This window comes from Steroidobacter cummioxidans (assembly GCF_003104955.1).
The window spans coordinates 1-15,281 of record NZ_LSRW01000083.1; the positions used below are offsets into that span (position 1 = coordinate 1).

General features: G+C 61.7%; 12 protein-coding genes and 1 pseudogene. 4 read left to right on the forward strand and 9 right to left on the reverse strand.

Annotated features, from left to right (window positions below):
• The 3 genes from D0550_RS29155 to D0550_RS29165 all read right to left on the reverse strand — a co-directional run.
• The coding region (locus D0550_RS29155) for a creatininase family protein (RefSeq protein ID WP_116812715.1) at window positions 1–901 on the reverse strand (901 nt) is incomplete at its 3' end.
• A 177-nt stretch (window positions 902–1,078) separates the two neighbouring features.
• The gene (locus D0550_RS29160) at window positions 1,079–3,979 is read right to left on the reverse strand and encodes a TonB-dependent receptor plug domain-containing protein (protein WP_116812716.1); all 2,901 of its coding nucleotides are present in this window, start codon (window positions 3,977–3,979) and stop codon (window positions 1,079–1,081) included.
• Window positions 3,980–4,069: 90 nt separating this feature from the next.
• Complete coding sequence (locus D0550_RS29165; protein ID WP_116812717.1) at window positions 4,070–5,353, reverse strand: NAD(P)/FAD-dependent oxidoreductase; 1,284 nt, start codon at window positions 5,351–5,353, stop codon at window positions 4,070–4,072.
• A gap of 186 nt (window positions 5,354–5,539) precedes the next feature.
• On the opposite strand from D0550_RS29165, the gene lhpI reads away from it, so the two are divergent.
• Complete coding sequence (lhpI, locus tag D0550_RS29170; protein WP_116812726.1) at window positions 5,540–6,484, forward strand: bifunctional Delta(1)-pyrroline-2-carboxylate/Delta(1)-piperideine-2-carboxylate reductase; 945 nt, start codon at window positions 5,540–5,542, stop codon at window positions 6,482–6,484.
• A complete protein-coding gene (locus tag D0550_RS29175; RefSeq protein WP_206606605.1) occupies window positions 6,481–6,939 on the forward strand; it encodes a RidA family protein in 459 nt (152 codons plus the stop codon). Before lhpI ends, D0550_RS29175 begins: the two co-directional genes overlap by 4 nt.
• Before the next feature lie 55 nt (window positions 6,940–6,994).
• Here the strand turns inward: D0550_RS29175 and D0550_RS29180 are convergent, their stop codons facing one another.
• From D0550_RS29180 to D0550_RS29205, 6 genes are all read right to left on the reverse strand, one after another.
• On the reverse strand, window positions 6,995–8,623 hold the full coding sequence (locus D0550_RS29180) for a purine-cytosine permease family protein (protein WP_116812718.1): 1,629 nt from the start codon (window positions 8,621–8,623) through the stop codon (window positions 6,995–6,997).
• Between the two features lie 70 nt (window positions 8,624–8,693).
• Window positions 8,694–10,028 carry an aspartate aminotransferase family protein gene (locus D0550_RS29185; protein ID WP_116812719.1) on the reverse strand — a complete coding sequence of 445 codons (1,335 nt, stop codon included), beginning with the start codon at window positions 10,026–10,028 and terminating at the stop codon, window positions 8,694–8,696.
• A 27-nt stretch (window positions 10,029–10,055) separates the two neighbouring features.
• Entirely contained in the window at window positions 10,056–10,733 is a 678-nt protein-coding gene (locus tag D0550_RS29190; RefSeq protein WP_116812720.1) for a 3-oxoacid CoA-transferase subunit B, read from the reverse strand.
• On the reverse strand, window positions 10,730–11,437 hold the full coding sequence (locus tag D0550_RS29195; RefSeq protein WP_116812721.1) for a 3-oxoacid CoA-transferase subunit A: 708 nt from the start codon (window positions 11,435–11,437) through the stop codon (window positions 10,730–10,732). The genes D0550_RS29190 and D0550_RS29195 overlap by 4 nt, the downstream gene beginning before the upstream one ends.
• A 21-nt stretch (window positions 11,438–11,458) precedes the next feature.
• Window positions 11,459–11,782 (reverse strand): ferredoxin FdxA, encoded by a 324-nt coding sequence (gene fdxA, locus D0550_RS29200; protein WP_116812722.1) that lies wholly within the window; start codon window positions 11,780–11,782, stop codon window positions 11,459–11,461.
• 19 nt (window positions 11,783–11,801) lie between these two features.
• Window positions 11,802–13,250 carry a KamA family radical SAM protein gene (locus D0550_RS29205; RefSeq protein WP_116812723.1) on the reverse strand — a complete coding sequence of 483 codons (1,449 nt, stop codon included), beginning with the start codon at window positions 13,248–13,250 and terminating at the stop codon, window positions 11,802–11,804.
• Between the two features lie 198 nt (window positions 13,251–13,448).
• On the opposite strand from D0550_RS29205, the gene D0550_RS29210 reads away from it, so the two are divergent.
• Together D0550_RS29210 and D0550_RS29215 are read left to right on the forward strand one after the other, a co-directional pair.
• Window positions 13,449–14,345, forward strand: coding sequence for a LysR family transcriptional regulator (locus D0550_RS29210; protein WP_116812724.1), 897 nt, complete (start codon window positions 13,449–13,451; stop codon window positions 14,343–14,345).
• A gap of 132 nt (window positions 14,346–14,477) precedes the next feature.
• Window positions 14,478–15,257 (forward strand): annotated as a pseudogene (locus D0550_RS29215) (aldehyde dehydrogenase family protein); the annotation flags it as partial.
• Window positions 15,258–15,281 lie beyond the last annotated feature (24 nt).

A 15,281-nucleotide genomic window follows, 5' to 3' on the forward strand; every position in this document is an offset into this window, starting at 1 on the left:
GCAGCGTCAGATGTGTATAAGAGACAGCCTCGGCGGTCACTTTCGCGCGGTAGTCGGTGAGCTTCTGCCCCCAGCGCAGAGCCCATCCCTTGTCGGCGAGCGAAACTCCGTCGATGCTCGCCTTGTCGGCCTTCACTCGCTGGCTCCAGCGCAGCATGTCCGGATCGGAGAGCATCATGATCAAGCCCACGGTGGGATCGTCATGAACCCCGTCGCTGACGCCTGCCTTGTGCACGCCTTCCCGGACCAGCATTTCCTCGGCGCCGCGCCAGCTCTGGTAGTACTCCGGAACGTACAGCACGCTGTGCGTGCCCCAGGCTTTATTGAGCTTCTCGGCCACGGCCTTCATTCCGGCGGCGTTGCTGCCACCGTTGTCGCTGATCAGCACGATGTTCTCGAAACCATGCGACTTCATGCTGCGAGCGATGTCGGTCACCAGCGCCTCGTAGGTGCTCAGCTCCACGCTGATGGTGCCGAGCGAGCCCATGTGACCGGTTCTCGCTTCGATGTCCCCTTCCGGAGCGAACTTGATGATGGGCGCGCACAGCGCGTTTCCCAACTTGCGTGCGATGGCGTCGCACGTCGCTCGCAACACGTAAGTATGTTTGCCGAGCGCCACCCAGGGCCCGTTCGGCTCCACCCCGCCGGTGGGGATGATGACGGTCTTCGTGCCGGCGGCCATGGCGTCGCGAACCTCCATCCAGGTCAGCTCCTCGATCCAGACGGAGTCGAAGGCCGGCAGCGGGTTGGGCGTGTCCTTGCAGTTATAAACATTTCTGGCGCAGGCCTGCTTGTCTCTGGCCGCGCGCGCATTCTCGTTCTGCTGTGCATTGGCGGTCGCAGCGACGGCGAGCAAACAACACAAGCTCGCACTTGCGAAGAAATGTTTCATGGTGCTCATCGTGCGGGTCCTCGAAATGAAGTCGCCTGAATCGAATGGCCGGCGCGGTAGCCGGACCTTCTTCAGTGGTGGATGAAGGAAAGATCGCAGCGGCACGCGCGATCGAGGCGGGGTCGCGGTTGCATTCACCGCCACCCCGCCGTTCGCGTGCCTGTACCTATGCGCTCCTATCGAGCTTTAGAAGTCGATACGAACGCCCGCCTGGAAGACGCGGCCCATGTAGTCGTGCAAGGCGTAGTTCGCGGGGGAGTAGAAGTACCCGTCTGCGCCCGGACCGTTGGCGACCACCGGCGGATCCTCGTCCAGAATGTTTCTCACATCCAGGAACAGATTCATCTTGGCGCCGCCTGCGTCGAGGTCGTAACCGAGCGAGGTGTCGAATACGATCTGTCCGTTGATCTTGTTCGTGCTCACCGTCCGGTGCGCGGAAGTGGACGGAGGACACGCCATGGTGCACTCGATGAACCTGTTGTCGTAGACACTGCTGCTCACGCCGCGAGCCGTGAATCCCACGCTCACCGGATCCAGGGCGTAGGACACCTTGAAGTTCCAGCGCAAGCGCTGCGGATCGCTGCCCGTGCCCTGACCGACGAGATTCCTCGGCGTGATGCCATCATCGGTCGACCTTTCGATGTACCGTGCGACCAGCAGACGCGTCGAGAGGTTGCCCGCTCCAAGCGACGTGCGATACGACGCTTCGAAGTCGATGCCTCGGGCTCTTTCCACGACGTAGTTGAAGGGCGAGCGCGCGACTTCGGTGATGTCCAGGCTGCCTGGTGCGAAGGTGATGGCCGTGCAGTACTGCTGGCTACCCTGATAGCAGCGGTCGAGGATTTCCTGAAGCACCAGGGTGGCGATGGAATCCTTCAGCTTCACCGACCAGTAGTCGACGGACAGGCTGAAACCGGGCAGGAAGCTCGGCTGCAGGACCAGGCCCAAGCCCAGGCCATCGGCCAGTTCCGGCGTCAGGTTGGGATTGCCGGTTCTCGGTGCGGGAATCAGGATCAGAGGCAGACCGGTGAACGGATTGGTCGCGGAGGAAAGGCCACCACCGCCGATGCTGTACAGCTCGGCGATATTCGGTGCGCGCGCATCCCGGGAGCGCGTGGCACGGAATGTCAACGCATCGACCGGCTTATAAACCAGGCCAGCTTTCCAGGTGGTGAGGCTCCCGGAGGTGCTGTAATCGGCCAGGCGTACCGCGCCGTTGAACTCGAGCTGGTCGGCCCAGGAGACATTTCGCGCGAGCGGCACGACAGTCTCGATGAAGCCTTCGGTCACATCGATGCTGGCGCGCGTCGTGCCGTAACCGCCGGTGTACCAGCCGCGAGTATCGGAGATCGGATCGTTCGAGCCGCCCGAAGTATCCTTGCGATACGCCAGCCCCGCGGCGATCGAAACCGGGCCCGCCCAGATGGAGAACGGCTCGCCGGCGATGGTGGCCGACGCCGCATCCTGCTTGATCTCTTCGTTCTTGTACTGACGCAGGCCCGCGCCTCGGATGTAATCCAGCGTAGCCTGCGAGTTCACGCCGATACCCATCGGGTTGTACGCCACGCAGCCGTTGCCCGGATCGGCAATGCTCGAGCGACAGACGATTTCGCCGGTCACCGGATGTCGGACTGCATCGACCGCCCGATTGAAATTCGCCATCAGCATGGAATTGTCGGCGACGACGTCCAGCTTCGCGATACCTTTCTGATAGGACACGTCCCAGTTCCAGTCGGTGCCGAACAGCTCGAAATCACCCTTCGCGCCCACGACATAGCGGCTGACTGCACGCTCGGCGTCGGTGGAGGCGCTGCCCAGGTCCTGATGCTGCGTGCCCATTTCGAACTCTGTCAGCCCGAGGGTCTGCATCTGCGTCTGCACGCTGGCGGGAATGAATGGGTTGTCCGCTGAGATCGTGAGACACGAATTGCACTCCAGCGTGTAACCGTAGTTGTAGGTCTCGCTGCGGCCGTGGCTGGCCTGGGCGAACACTTCGATGTTGTCGGTCAGCTGATAAGTGGCGTGCGCGAAAACGCTCACGTCAGTGATGTCCGGTGCCAGCGACAGGCCGTCCTCCGTGCCGCGCACCTGGGTCTTGTACCAGTCGCCGCCTCGCATATCGGGGTCGCTGACCAGATCGCCATATCTGAATTGATACGGCGCTCCGCCCGGTCCGAACGCAGTGCCTCGCAGCGGCGTGTTGGTGATGATGCCGCCGCGGATACCGTCGCTGGTCGAAACCTGATTGAGCATCAGGCGCTCCGGCTGGCCGTTGGTCGGGGTGTAGTTCGGGTTGTACATGAACTGCCAACCTTCCAGGTTCCAGTCACGACGATTGACCCGGACGGCCTTGGAATCGCGGCCGGACACGTTGGCGACGATGTGGCCACGGCCGCTCGCGAAGCTGGTGCCGCCGGTCAACGAGGCAGACACGTTCTCGTTGTCGCGCTTGCCGGTCATACCGCCGGTCACGCGGCCCTTCAGGCCCGTGAAGGTCGTGTCGAGAATGAAGTTCACCACGCCGCCCACAGCGTCGGAGCCATACACCGCGGAGGCGCCGCCGGTCACGACTTCGACTCGGGACACCAGGTCCTGCGGAATATTGTTGACGTCGACCGAGCCGTCGATATTGGAAGCGACGATGCGCTGACCGTCCAGCAGCACCAGCGTGCGGCTTCTGCCCAGGCTTCTGAGATTGAGCACGTTCATGCCCGCATGACCGCCGCTGACGTTCGCGACGGAGGAGCCCGGCGTCATGCTGCCGGCGAACACCGGCATCGAGTTGATCGAGTCGGCGATGTTGGGCGATGCGAACGAGCGCAGCTCGGCCTCGCCCATGACCGTCACCGGCGTCGGCGCCTCGAAACCATCGACGCGACCGATGCGAGATCCGGTCACGACGATCTGCTCTAGCGATGAGCTCGGCGTTGACTGATCAGCGGCATCCTGCGCGTAGCTGAACTGCGGCGCCATTAGCGCCATGGCGGCCAGCAAAGCCGTTGCGCCAATGGTCGGCGCCTTGAACCCGGGCCAGCTGTCTGGTGTGACAGTCAACCGGTTGGACTCGAACACGTTGTTATAAGGCATTCTAACTCCCCCTGATTTAGGTTACGTCCCCAAGCACAAAACCAGGAACCGTCCCTACTTCCCGCCTATGCCGTCATTCTGCATCTGCCCTCAGAACCGGTCGCTCGTCACATGCGCGAGCTGCGCACCCAGTTCGTAGAACGATTCTTTTGCCGCCCGGAAACTCGGGTTGCTCAAGTCGGTCATCGGCAGCGCCAGTTCATCGGCCGCAATACGCCCCGCAACCAGATGCGCCAGATTGCGGCCGAACGAAGTACCGGGCGCAATCCCCCGCCCGTTGTAGCCACTCATGGAAACTACGTTTTGATCGAGACGATGAAATCTGGGCAACGAATTGCCAGTCATCCCGATCCAGCCGTACCACTCGTGCTCGAACTCGACATCACGCAGTTGAGGAAACAATCTGACCAGCGCACGGCGCGCCCAACTGCGATGTATGGAGGTCCCCGTGCCACGCAGGGCACCCACGCTCCCGAAGATCAAGCGTCCTTCGGCGTCGAGGCGCAGCGATGACAGCACCGAGCGGGTGTCCCAGATGCCGTGTCGCTCCGGGAGGATGGAGGCCAGCAACGAATCGCTGAGCCGCCGGGTCGCCATGTTGAAGTACGGCAATCGAACCAGCTCGTCTTGCAGAGCTTTCCACGGGTCTTGCGAATACGCGTTGGTGGCTACGACCACCCACGGCGCGGTGACGCAGCCATGCTTGGTTCTGATCCGCCAGTTGCCTGCGCCGCGCTCCGCGGAGACGACTGGGCTCGATGTATGAATCGTGGCGCCACGCGAAATCGCGGCTCGCGCCAGCCCGCGCACATATGCAAGCGGTTGAATCGTTCCGGCTCTGCGATCGAGAAGCGCGCCTCTATACGCGGACGATCCGATCGTTTCTCGTGCACTCTTCTCGTCGAGCAATTCCACCGGCGCGCCCAGAGCTTTCCATTGCCGCTCGCGCTCGATGATGTCCTTCAGACCGCTCGCGCCCACGGCACAGTGCAGAGTTCCGCTGTGAACGGCCTGGCAATCCATGCCGTACTGTTCGACGAGCTGAAAGACCAGCGCGGGCGCGCCGCTCAGCTGATCGAGCAGCCGTCCGCCGAGTTTCTCACCCAGGCCGTCGCAAACCTCAGAGGGTTTGACCCACATGCCGGCATTCACCAGACCGACGTTGCGACCCGAGCCGCCGAAGCCGATCTCACGCGCCTCGAGCACCACTGCTCGTGCGCCATCCTCCGCAAGATGCAACGCGGTCGAAAGACCTGTGAATCCTGCGCCGATGACGATCGCGTCCGCCGCGGTATCCCCGTCCAACATCGTGGTCGAGGGCGCCGGCGGTGCGGATGCCTCCCAAAGGCCGTGTGTCCGAGGATCATTCTGCAAGGGCGAACACTCGTACTCTGATTAAGAATTTTTCTGGTGCCGACGAGCTGGAGTGTTACGCCTGGCTCAAACGATGAAAATCGCCATTACAGCAACAGGTGATTCAAAATCGGAATGACTTCGGCGCGGAAATATTTCGCTACACTCGGCCCGGCTTTCCCGGCACCCATGACGCAGATATCCAGAATGAAGATGCTCAACGCAGCAGCGGTCGCGCGATCGCTACCTTACGATCGGCTCATCGACGCACTGGAAAATGCGTTTCGCGGTGAAGTCGAAGTACCCGACCGGACGCAGCACCAGATACAGAGCCCCGGGCACCCTCCGGGCACGCTGCTGCTGATGCCCGCATGGCAAGTCGGCGGGGTGCTGGGCATCAAGATCGTCACCGTTTTCCCAGGGAACCTCGCGAACAACCAGCCCTCGGTCGGCGCCACCTACCTGTTGTTGAATGCAACGAACGGTCAGGTGCTGGGGATGCTGGATGGAGCCGAGCTCACCGCGCGACGAACCGCAGCAGCTTCGGCACTCGCCTCGAAGTATTTGTCGCGCACGGACGCTTCGACTTTGCTCGTGGTCGGCACCGGCAAGCTGGCGCCGCATTTGATTCGTGCGCACGCCACTGTGCGGGCGCTGAAGAGCGTGTTGATCTGGGGACGCAAGCCGGAAAGCGCGCGGCAACTGGCTGCCAGCTTCGGTAACGAACCGTATACGGTAACGACAGTTCAAGATCTCCAGGCAGCAGTGCAGAGCGCCGACATCGTTTCGTGCGCGACGCTCGCAACCGAGCCGCTGATTGCCGGACGGTGGCTGCGTGATGGACAGCATCTGGACCTGGTCGGATCGTTCACACCGGAAATGAGAGAAGCGGATGTGGAGGCAGTGCTGGTGTCCGACGTATATGTCGACACTCGCGCCGGCGCCCTGGTCGAAGCCGGTGAAATCGTGCAGGCACTGGCCAGCGGCAACTTCAAGAAAACCGATGTCGTCGGCGACCTCTTCGACCTAACGCGCGGCACCTGCGAGCCGCGCCGCTCACCGAAGGCGATCACACTATTCAAGTCTGTCGGCTCGGCCATCGAGGACCTGGCAGCAGCGGAACTCGCGACACAACCTGGAAACCGATCATGAACAAGAGTCTTCGAGCCGCCGCCCTCTGCGTCGGCTTCAGTTTCGCCGCCGGCTGCACGACAGACGGCGGCACACGCGGGCCCATGGAATATTTTTCTGCGGAAGATCCCGGTGCGGCGTACTCAAATGCCGTGCGCGTGGGCGACGTACTTTATCTCGCAGGACAGATCGGCATTCGTCCCGATGGCAGCATTCCAGAAGGTATCGAGGAACAAACGCGTCTCGCGCTGGAAAACATGTCGGCGCAACTGCAGTCGCTCGGCAGCAGCATGGACAACGTATTCAACTGCGCCGCCATGCTGACCGACATGTCGACCTGGGGCGAGTTCAACAAGGTCTACGCGAGCTTCTTCAAGTCGGGCCGCCTGCCCGCTCGCTCCTCGTTCGGCGTTGCGGGGCTGGCGCTGAAGGAGCTGAAGGTGGAGCTCGTGTGCCAGGCGTACAGCCCGCGATAATCCCTGCCGCAAAAAAAAACGATCACGAAGCTCGTAGCTTCGTGATCGTGATCAATCAAGCTAACGCACTGCCCTCGCCCAAGCGCGCGCCGGCCACGCCAGTAGCGACGTTGCGCTCGTGCTCCGCGAGGCAAGCCTTGCGGTAGTCGCCGTTGATGGAAGCACAGGACACACAGATCGCCGGACTGCCGGCGACACTGGGGTCACGGTCCATCTCCACTGCGATGTAACTATGATCGCAGACGTGACACTTCACGCGCGCCTCCCAGGCGTTGTCGACTTCATCTCGCGGATCGCCGCCCCTCTGCAGCAGCAGCTTACGGCGCTGACTGCGATAGGTCGCCGCGAACAGGATTCCGCTGACGGCGAACGTCAACGGAGTCGACCACTCGACGCCCGCGACGCCGCCAAACTGATAGAACAGCACACCGAGCAAGGAGCTGCCGATCCAGATCCAGGCACCGGCGCTGAAACTCGCCAGACGACCGGGGCGAAACTCGGTCAGCTTGTCCTTGTCCAAAATCACGTGCACCAGCAGGATGGCCACCCAGGAAGCGATGAAAGCGCCCTGCCAGGCGAGCGCGACCAGCAGATAGCTCAACACGTCGGTGAGCATGAAAACATAGATGATGGCGCCGCAGATGAGCACCGATCCGACGCGGGAGATCTTGCGACGGAACAACTTCGTCCACAGATCTTCCATGTTGGTTGAGGCGACGTAGAAGTTGGCGGTATTGATTCGCGCCTGAGTGACCCAGACCAGCAGCAGGCCCCAGCCGCCCATCAGCATGATGATGAACTCCACGATGGTTTCCGCGGAAACCGACCCGGACAGACCGGCCGCATACGCGATGTAGATTCCGAGCAGACCGTTGGCGAGATAACAGAAGACGTAGAAGACCGGCCCGAAAGTATTCGTGCCGTTGACCTTCACGTCTTCGACTTTGCCGAAGCGCGCGAAGTCGAGCGTGAACATGATCAGCACCAGCACGCCGAGGTAGACGAAGAACGCGTACAGCCAGCCGGGTGCGGTGAGTTCGGGAGTGCTGGCCGGCATGTGCGTCAGCCATCCGGCGGTATCGACCTTCTGCCTGGCCAGGAACACGACCAGGATCAAGCCCAGCCAGTAGATGGGCAGCAGCACCGCGTTGTACTTGTCCATCCAGCGCCGGATGCCGCCGATGACCAGCGGCAGGTTCATCGCGACCGCAATCGCGTACCAGATGCGAATGTCGAGGACGCCGAAGTAGGCATGGAAAGCGTGAGCGATCATGCTGCTTTCGAACACCGCGTAATACATCGCAGTGGCAGCGAGGATCAGCGGAGCGACGATGGAGCCGTTCGCGCCGAACAAGCGTTGCGAGACCAGAGCGACGGTCAATCCCGTTTCGGTCGCGTATTTCGACGTGACGTAACCCAGGAACCCGTAGACGGCGCAGGCGAGCACGATGCCTATCAGCGTATCCACCGTGCCGACCACGGCCGCGAGCGTTGCCGCCGTAACGAGATAGAACATGCCGCTCACCAGCGAGTACCACGACATCGACAGCGATTTCTTGCTGGCCCGCCACGAGTGCGGAACGACATGCATCGTGTAGTCTTCAGTCGCCGCCTCTGCCACGACGCGAGGGTCGTCGGTGAAGCTCACGACCAGCGGCAACGGCTCCTGCTCAGGAGCGGACATGTTTGTTCTTTTCAACCGACGATCCCCCATCGCGCCTGAAGCGCGTATCGCAGTGACTCTGCCGCGGCGATTAGCCGATCTTGCACTTTACTTTTCTGAATCCTTCCACGGCCACGTCGGCCAGGGCATCGATTTCGGCGTCGGTCATCGCCGTGGACAACATACCGGCGCCAGTCTCGGTAAGCAACATGCCGCCTCGAAGCATGTGCTCGACGAAAACATTGCGCATTGATTTCTCAACTTTCGACTCATACGTGTCACGATAACTCAACGGCGGCGTCTGCTTCATGTGAATGCGGAAAAGAGACGCGACGCCGGTGACGCATGCCGGAGCATCCGCGATCCGGATGGCTTCGGTGAGTCGCGCGCGCGCCCGATCGCCCAACTCGTTCAATCGAGCGACCGCAGCCCGATCGAAGGCGCGCATCGCCGTCAGGCCGGCGACCATCGTAATGGGGTTGGCCGAGAACGTTCCCGAATGCGGGAACCGCACCGGCTCCGACAACGGATCCATCACGCTCATGACGTCGTCGCGGCCGGCCAGCGCACCGACGGGGAAACCACCGCCGATCAGCTTGCCCATTGCCGTCAGGTCGGGCTTCACTTTGAATATTTCCTGCGCGCCGCCGAAGCGACAACGCAACGTAATGACCTCGTCGAGCACGAGCAGCACGTTGTTCCTGGTGCTCCACTCGCGCAGGCCCGCCACGAACTTCGGGTTCGCGAGAATCATGCCGACCCGGTGCGGCACGAGGTCGAGCAGAATGCAGGCCAGTTCGTCAGCGTGCGCATCGAGGATGGCGATGGCGCGCTCGAGGTCGTTGAACGGGATGACGACGACATCGTTCAGGGCGGAGCTCGGGGTGCCGTGAGTCACGGGCACGCTGGCGGGATGGTCGGCGCTGCCCCAGTTGGCGGGCTGCGAGGTCTGGCTGATCTCCGCGTAGTCGTACACGCCGTGATAGGAGCCTTCGACCTTGGCGATCTTGGACCTTCCGGTGAACGCGCGCGCAGACTTCAGAGCGCACATCACCGCTTCGGTGCCCGAGTTGACGAAGCGAATCTTGTCGAAGGACGGCACGCGAGCACACATGTACTCGGCGTACTCCACTTCGACTTCCGTCGCCATCGTGTAACCGGTGCCGAGCTTCAGCTGCTCCGTCACGGCGGCCACGATTGCCGGAGCGGCGTGGCCGTGAATCAAGGCAGCCATGTTGTTGGCGAAATCGACGTAACGATTGCCGTCGATGTCGATCAGGTAACAGCCTTCACCGCGTGCCGCATAGAGCGGATGCGGTTTGCGCAGCACCGTGTTCCGGCTGCAGCCGCCCGGCATGACGGCTCGCGCCCTCGCATAGAGAGCCGCCGACGGAGAATCGTTGTTTGCAATTTCCGGATTGAGCATGTTCTTGGACTCGGCAAATGCTTGAGATCAGGCGGTACGCGACACGCGGGGCTTCACCAGCGACGCCTGCGTATGGTGCTGTAATGTTTCGAAGTCCACACCTGGCGCCATTGCCACGACGTCGAGCGCGCCTTCGCGTACCTCGAGGATGGCAAGGTCGGTGTAGATGCGCCTGACGACACCGGCGCCGGTCAAGGGATAGGTGCACTTCTCGACGATCTTCGGCGCGCCGTTGCTGGCGCAATGAGTCATGGCAATGAAGATGGTCTTGACGCCGGAGACCAGGTCCATGGCGCCGCCCACCGCGGGCGCGGCATCGTCCTCACCCATCGACCAGTTGGCGAGATCGCCACGTTGCGACACCTGCATCGCGCCGAGCACGCAGATATCGATATGACCGCCGCGAACCATCGCAAAGCTGTCGGCGTGATGAAAATATGAGGCGCCCGGGATCGCCGTGACCGGTTGCTTGCCCGCATTGATCAGTTCCGGATCTTCCGCGCCCGCCGCCGGCGGTGGCCCCATGCCCAGCAGGCCGTTCTCGGTGTGGAACAACACCTCGCGATCGGAGGGAATGAAGCTCGCGACCAGTTCGGGCATGCCGATGCCCAGGTTGACGATCGAGCCATCGGGAATGTCGAGCGCGATATTGCGGGCAATCTCGCGGCGGCTCCAGCCGACGCCTTTACTGATGATCTCGCTCATGGGTAACTCGCTCCAGCGGCGACAAGCACCGACTCCTGTGCGGGGTTCGGGATGGCGACGATGCGATCGACGAACACTCCGGGAGTCACGACGATTTCCGGATCGATCTCGCCGGCCTCGACATAGCTTTCGGCCTGCACGATCGTCGTCCTCGCCGCCATCGCCATGATGGGCGCGAAATTGCGAGCGGTCTTGTTATAAACCAGGTTGCCCAGCCGATCCGCTCGTTTGCACTTGATCAACGCGAAGTCCGCGCGCAATCCGTATTCCAGCACGTACTCGCGATCGCCGAAGCGGCGCGTCTCTTTGCCTTCGGCGAGCTGGGTGCCCGCAGCGGTCGCAGTATAGAATGCGGCGATTCCAGCGCCACCGGCACGCAGCCGCTCGGCCAACGTCCCCTGAGGAACGAGTTCCAGCTCGATCTCGCCGGCCCGATATTTGTCCTGGAAGACGGTCGAGTTGGCGGTCCGAGGGAAGGAACAAATGGCTTTCGCCACGCGCCCATGCTTGATCAGCGCGGCAAGCCCGACGTTGCCGCTGCCCGTATTGTTGCTGACCACGGTCAGATTCCTGGCGCCCTGGTCGATCAATGCGTGCAGCAACTCGATCGGGCCGCCAGCAGCGCCAAAACCACCCACGAGAACCGTGGCCCCGTCCTGCACGTCGGCAACCGCCGCAGCAAGCTCAAAGCGTTTGTCGATCACGACTTCTCTCGATCCGCGCCGCTAGCGCGCCAGGTACTGCAGCTTGTCGGGCACACCGTTCCACTGCTTCGCGTCGGGCAGCGGGTCCTTGCGTTTGCTGATGTTCGGCCACTCCTGCGCGAGCTCCGCATTCAACTCCAGAAATGCGGCCTGAGCCTCGGGCAGATCGCCTTCGGCGAAGATCGCGTCCACCGGACACTCCGGAACGCACAGACCGCAGTCGATGCATTCCTCGGGGTGTATCACCAGCGTGTTGGGTCCTTCGTAGAAACAATTGACCGGGCATACTTCGACGCAATCAGTATGCTTGCACTTGATGCAGTTCTCACCGACAACGTAAGTCACAGCTCACTACCTTTCGCAATCAGGCCTGGCGCTGTAACCGCACAGAGCCGGCCTCGACCGCCGCCCTCGCCTGCAGCGCTTCGGTGTAAAGACCGGCTTCGTCGTAGATCACCCGATCGTCGTAGTCGCTGAACCAGATAGCCTGCGGATTGCGTCCGACGATGGTGATCTTGCCGCGATCCTTGGCATCCTCGGCGCCGCGCATCAGCTTGAGCACCACGAAACCGTTCGCCGTACCCGGCACGCCGGCGAGAGGCTCGTTGCTCACCGCGACGACTTCCGTCTTGCCCTTGTAGTGCGTAATCGACAAGCGCGCGTGCGCTTCGACGCCCGACAGACCACGCTGCGACTCGTTGAGCAGCTGCCAGACCGTTTCGATCGGCACGTTGAAGGCCTTGTGCCCGATGATGTCGCGACCGCAGAAGAAGTAGTGGTTCTCCACGCGATTGCGGCGCATCTCTCGCTGCATGATGCGCAAGGCATCCGCATCGTTGTTGATGCCATCGATGATCGGCGCTTGGTTGTCGACCGTCAGCCACGAGCGCTGAGCGAGACCTGTGATGGCGCGCCTGGTCGCAGGAATCCACTGCAGGCCGCCCTCCGGGTCCTCGATGTAGTTGCCGTTCTCGTCCTTCAGCAGCAGTTCGTCCGGATGATTGAAGTGCACCATGAAGCGCAGCCGCGTACCTGGATACGCCGCATGGAAGTTGTCCAGCATCTCGAAGAAAGTCTCGTCGAAGCGCTCGGGATAGAACGCAGCTTCCTTGGTTCCGATGCGGATCGATTCGATACCGACATCGGCCAGCGCCGACCACCACTCCGCGAGATTCCTGTTACCCAACACCATGGGGTCGCCGCCGGACATGAGTATTTCACGCAGCTTCTCGCGTCCCGTGCGCGGATGGCGCCCGCCGTTGTTGGACACTTCTTCGTTGTGCTGCTTCACATAAGCAACGATATCGGAAATGATCGCGAGTCCCTTCGGCGCAAAAGTGCCGTCCGGTCGCTCGACTTCCTTCTGCGCGATCAACTCTTCGCGATAGCAGAAGCGGCAATGCGCCGAGCAGGTGGATGCGACGTAGATGAGGCCAAGCTCGTATTTGTGGATCAGCCCTTCCACCGGGCTGTAGCTCATCTGTTTACCTGGATCCGCGGCGCCTCCCAGATCGCCGGTCTCCTTCGGGCTCGCCTTGATCAACGTCTGCAGCGGCGGGCTGTTCTTCGCCAGTTCGAAATAGTGTCGCGTGATCTTGACCGGCATGCGCGCCTCGATGTCGCGCTCGGTGCCTCGCAGCGCCACCAGATTCTTCAGCTGCTCCGGCGTGTACAGTGTCCGCATGTCTTCGGGCACGGTACCGTCGATGAACTTGTTGAGGCCCGTGATGATTTCGCGCTTGTACTTTCCGTTGCGAACGGTCTCCAGAAATGCCTGTGCCTTAGGAGTCGGTTGGTACTTGACCTTGCTCATAAACGGAGTGCCCATTTTGATCGTGTGTTTCGAGTGCCAGCAGAGAGTTCGACGCGGCCGACTGGAACTTCACCGGCGGCCGATCGAATTTCCGACGTGTTGACGAGTTCTAGCCGGACGTACGCATAATAGGCAACGCGGTCTGCGCTAGATACGCGCTATTCGGCAACACATTATTCAAAGTCGGAATGAGTTCGGATGAAGATACCCCGCCGTTTTCTTCCCTCGCTGGCAGCCCTCTCCGCATTCGAAGCAGCCGCGCGCACCGGCAGCGTCACCGCCGCTGCAGCCGAGTTGAACCTGACGCAAAGTGCGGTGAGTCGACAGATCAAGCTGTTGGAACAGCAACTGGAGGTGCCGCTGTTCTGGCGCGAACGTCAATCCATCCGGCTCACTGCCGCCGGTCACGCCTACGCTCGGGAGATTCGCGTGACCCTGGAACACATCGGCGCCGCCTCGATGAACCTGCGGGCGAATCCCTCGGGCGGGACCATCAACCTCGCGGTTCTGCCCACCTTCGGCACCAACTGGCTGGTGCCGCGGTTGCCAAAATTCATGAAAGCCCATCCGGACGTAACGATCAATCTGGTGACTCAGCAGGCGCCGTTCGATTTCCGGACGAAGTCTCTGGACGCCGCCATACACTACGGCACGGGCACTTGGCCAGGGACCGAGTGCATTTTTTTATGTGCAGATGTAGTGACTCCTTTTTGTAGTCCCGAAATGCAAAAGCAGTATTCTTTCAGGCAACCGATGGATCTGCGTAAAGCGCCGCTGCTGCACTTGAAGTCCCGGCCCGACGCTTGGGAACAATGGCTCGGCTACAACTCGGTGCCGTTCGACAGCGTGCGTGGAATGCTGTTCGATCAGTGGAACACCGCGGGCGCCGCCGCCGCTGCGGGTCTTGGAGTAGCGTTGCTGCCGGCTTTCTTGTTCGAGGAACAATTGAAGAACTCATCCCTGGTGTGTGCCCTCGATCGTCCCATGCTGACGGCCGGCGGATATCATTTGTTCTGGCCAACCGATCGCGCGGACTATCCGCCCCTGCTCTCGCTGCGTCAGTGGCTGGCCGATGAATGCTCCTCCATCCTATAGCCGCTGAATGCTGCATTCAGCATTCGCGATGAACACTCAGGTCACTGCTTCACGCTCGGCGGCAGCATACGTTGCCGAATCAACTCTCACGCGGCGAGACGGGCCGCGATTGCAATCACGAAAGGCACGCAAATGAACGGCATACTTCAGCGACTCGGTCTCGAGAAAACGAACCCGGGCACCTGGATCGGCTCTCGATCCTCGGCCACGGAATCCGCGACGCTCATCGAATCGATCAATCCGACGACCAACGAAGTGATCGCGAGCGTGCGCGCCACTACGCCGGCCGAGTACGACCGCGTCGTTCAGGCCGCGAGGGAAGCACTTCTCGAGTGGCGGAACGTTCCGGCGCCGGTCCGCGGCGACGTGATCCGCCGCCTCGGTCATGCCTTGCGCGACAACAAGGACGCACTCGGCAGTCTGGTCAGCCTCGAGAACGGCAAGATCAAGGCCGAAGGCGACGGTGAAGTGCAGGAAATGATCGACATCTGCGACTTCGCGGTCGGGCAGTCGCGCATGATGTATGGCCGGACCATGCACTCGGAGCGCAAGCTGCATCGGATGTACGAACAATGGCATCCACTGGGCGTGGTCGGCATCATTTCGGCGTTCAACTTCCCGGTCGCGGTCTGGTCCTGGAACGCNTGTATCGCCGCCATCTGCGGCAACGTCAGCATCTGGAAGCCATCGCCGAAAACCGCGCTGTGCGGCGTAGCGGTGCAGAAGATCTGTAACGAAGTGCTGGCCGATGCCGGCCTTCCGGAAATCTTCCATCTCATCAACGACGGCGACAACAAGCTCGCCGAGCAATTCGTCGACGATCGGCGCATCGACCTGGTCTCTTTCACCGGCTCCAGCGCGGTCGGCCGCAGAGTCGGCGAGCGAGTCGCGGCACGCATGGGCAAGAGCCTGTCTCTTATACACATCTGACGCTGC

Coding starts and splice junctions, on each gene's coding strand:
- D0550_RS29160 (WP_116812716.1), bottom strand. CDS start 3,979: ATGCCTTATAACAACGTGTTCGAGTCCAACCGGTTGACTGTCACACCA.
- lhpI (WP_116812726.1), top strand. CDS start 5,540: ATGAAGATGCTCAACGCAGCAGCGGTCGCGCGATCGCTACCTTACGAT.
- D0550_RS29175 (WP_206606605.1), top strand. CDS start 6,481: ATGAACAAGAGTCTTCGAGCCGCCGCCCTCTGCGTCGGCTTCAGTTTC.
- D0550_RS29180 (WP_116812718.1), bottom strand. CDS start 8,623: ATGTCCGCTCCTGAGCAGGAGCCGTTGCCGCTGGTCGTGAGCTTCACC.
- D0550_RS29185 (WP_116812719.1), bottom strand. CDS start 10,028: ATGCTCAATCCGGAAATTGCAAACAACGATTCTCCGTCGGCGGCTCTC.
- D0550_RS29190 (WP_116812720.1), bottom strand. CDS start 10,733: ATGAGCGAGATCATCAGTAAAGGCGTCGGCTGGAGCCGCCGCGAGATT.
- D0550_RS29205 (WP_116812723.1), bottom strand. CDS start 13,250: ATGAGCAAGGTCAAGTACCAACCGACTCCTAAGGCACAGGCATTTCTG.
- D0550_RS29210 (WP_116812724.1), top strand. CDS start 13,449: ATGAAGATACCCCGCCGTTTTCTTCCCTCGCTGGCAGCCCTCTCCGCA.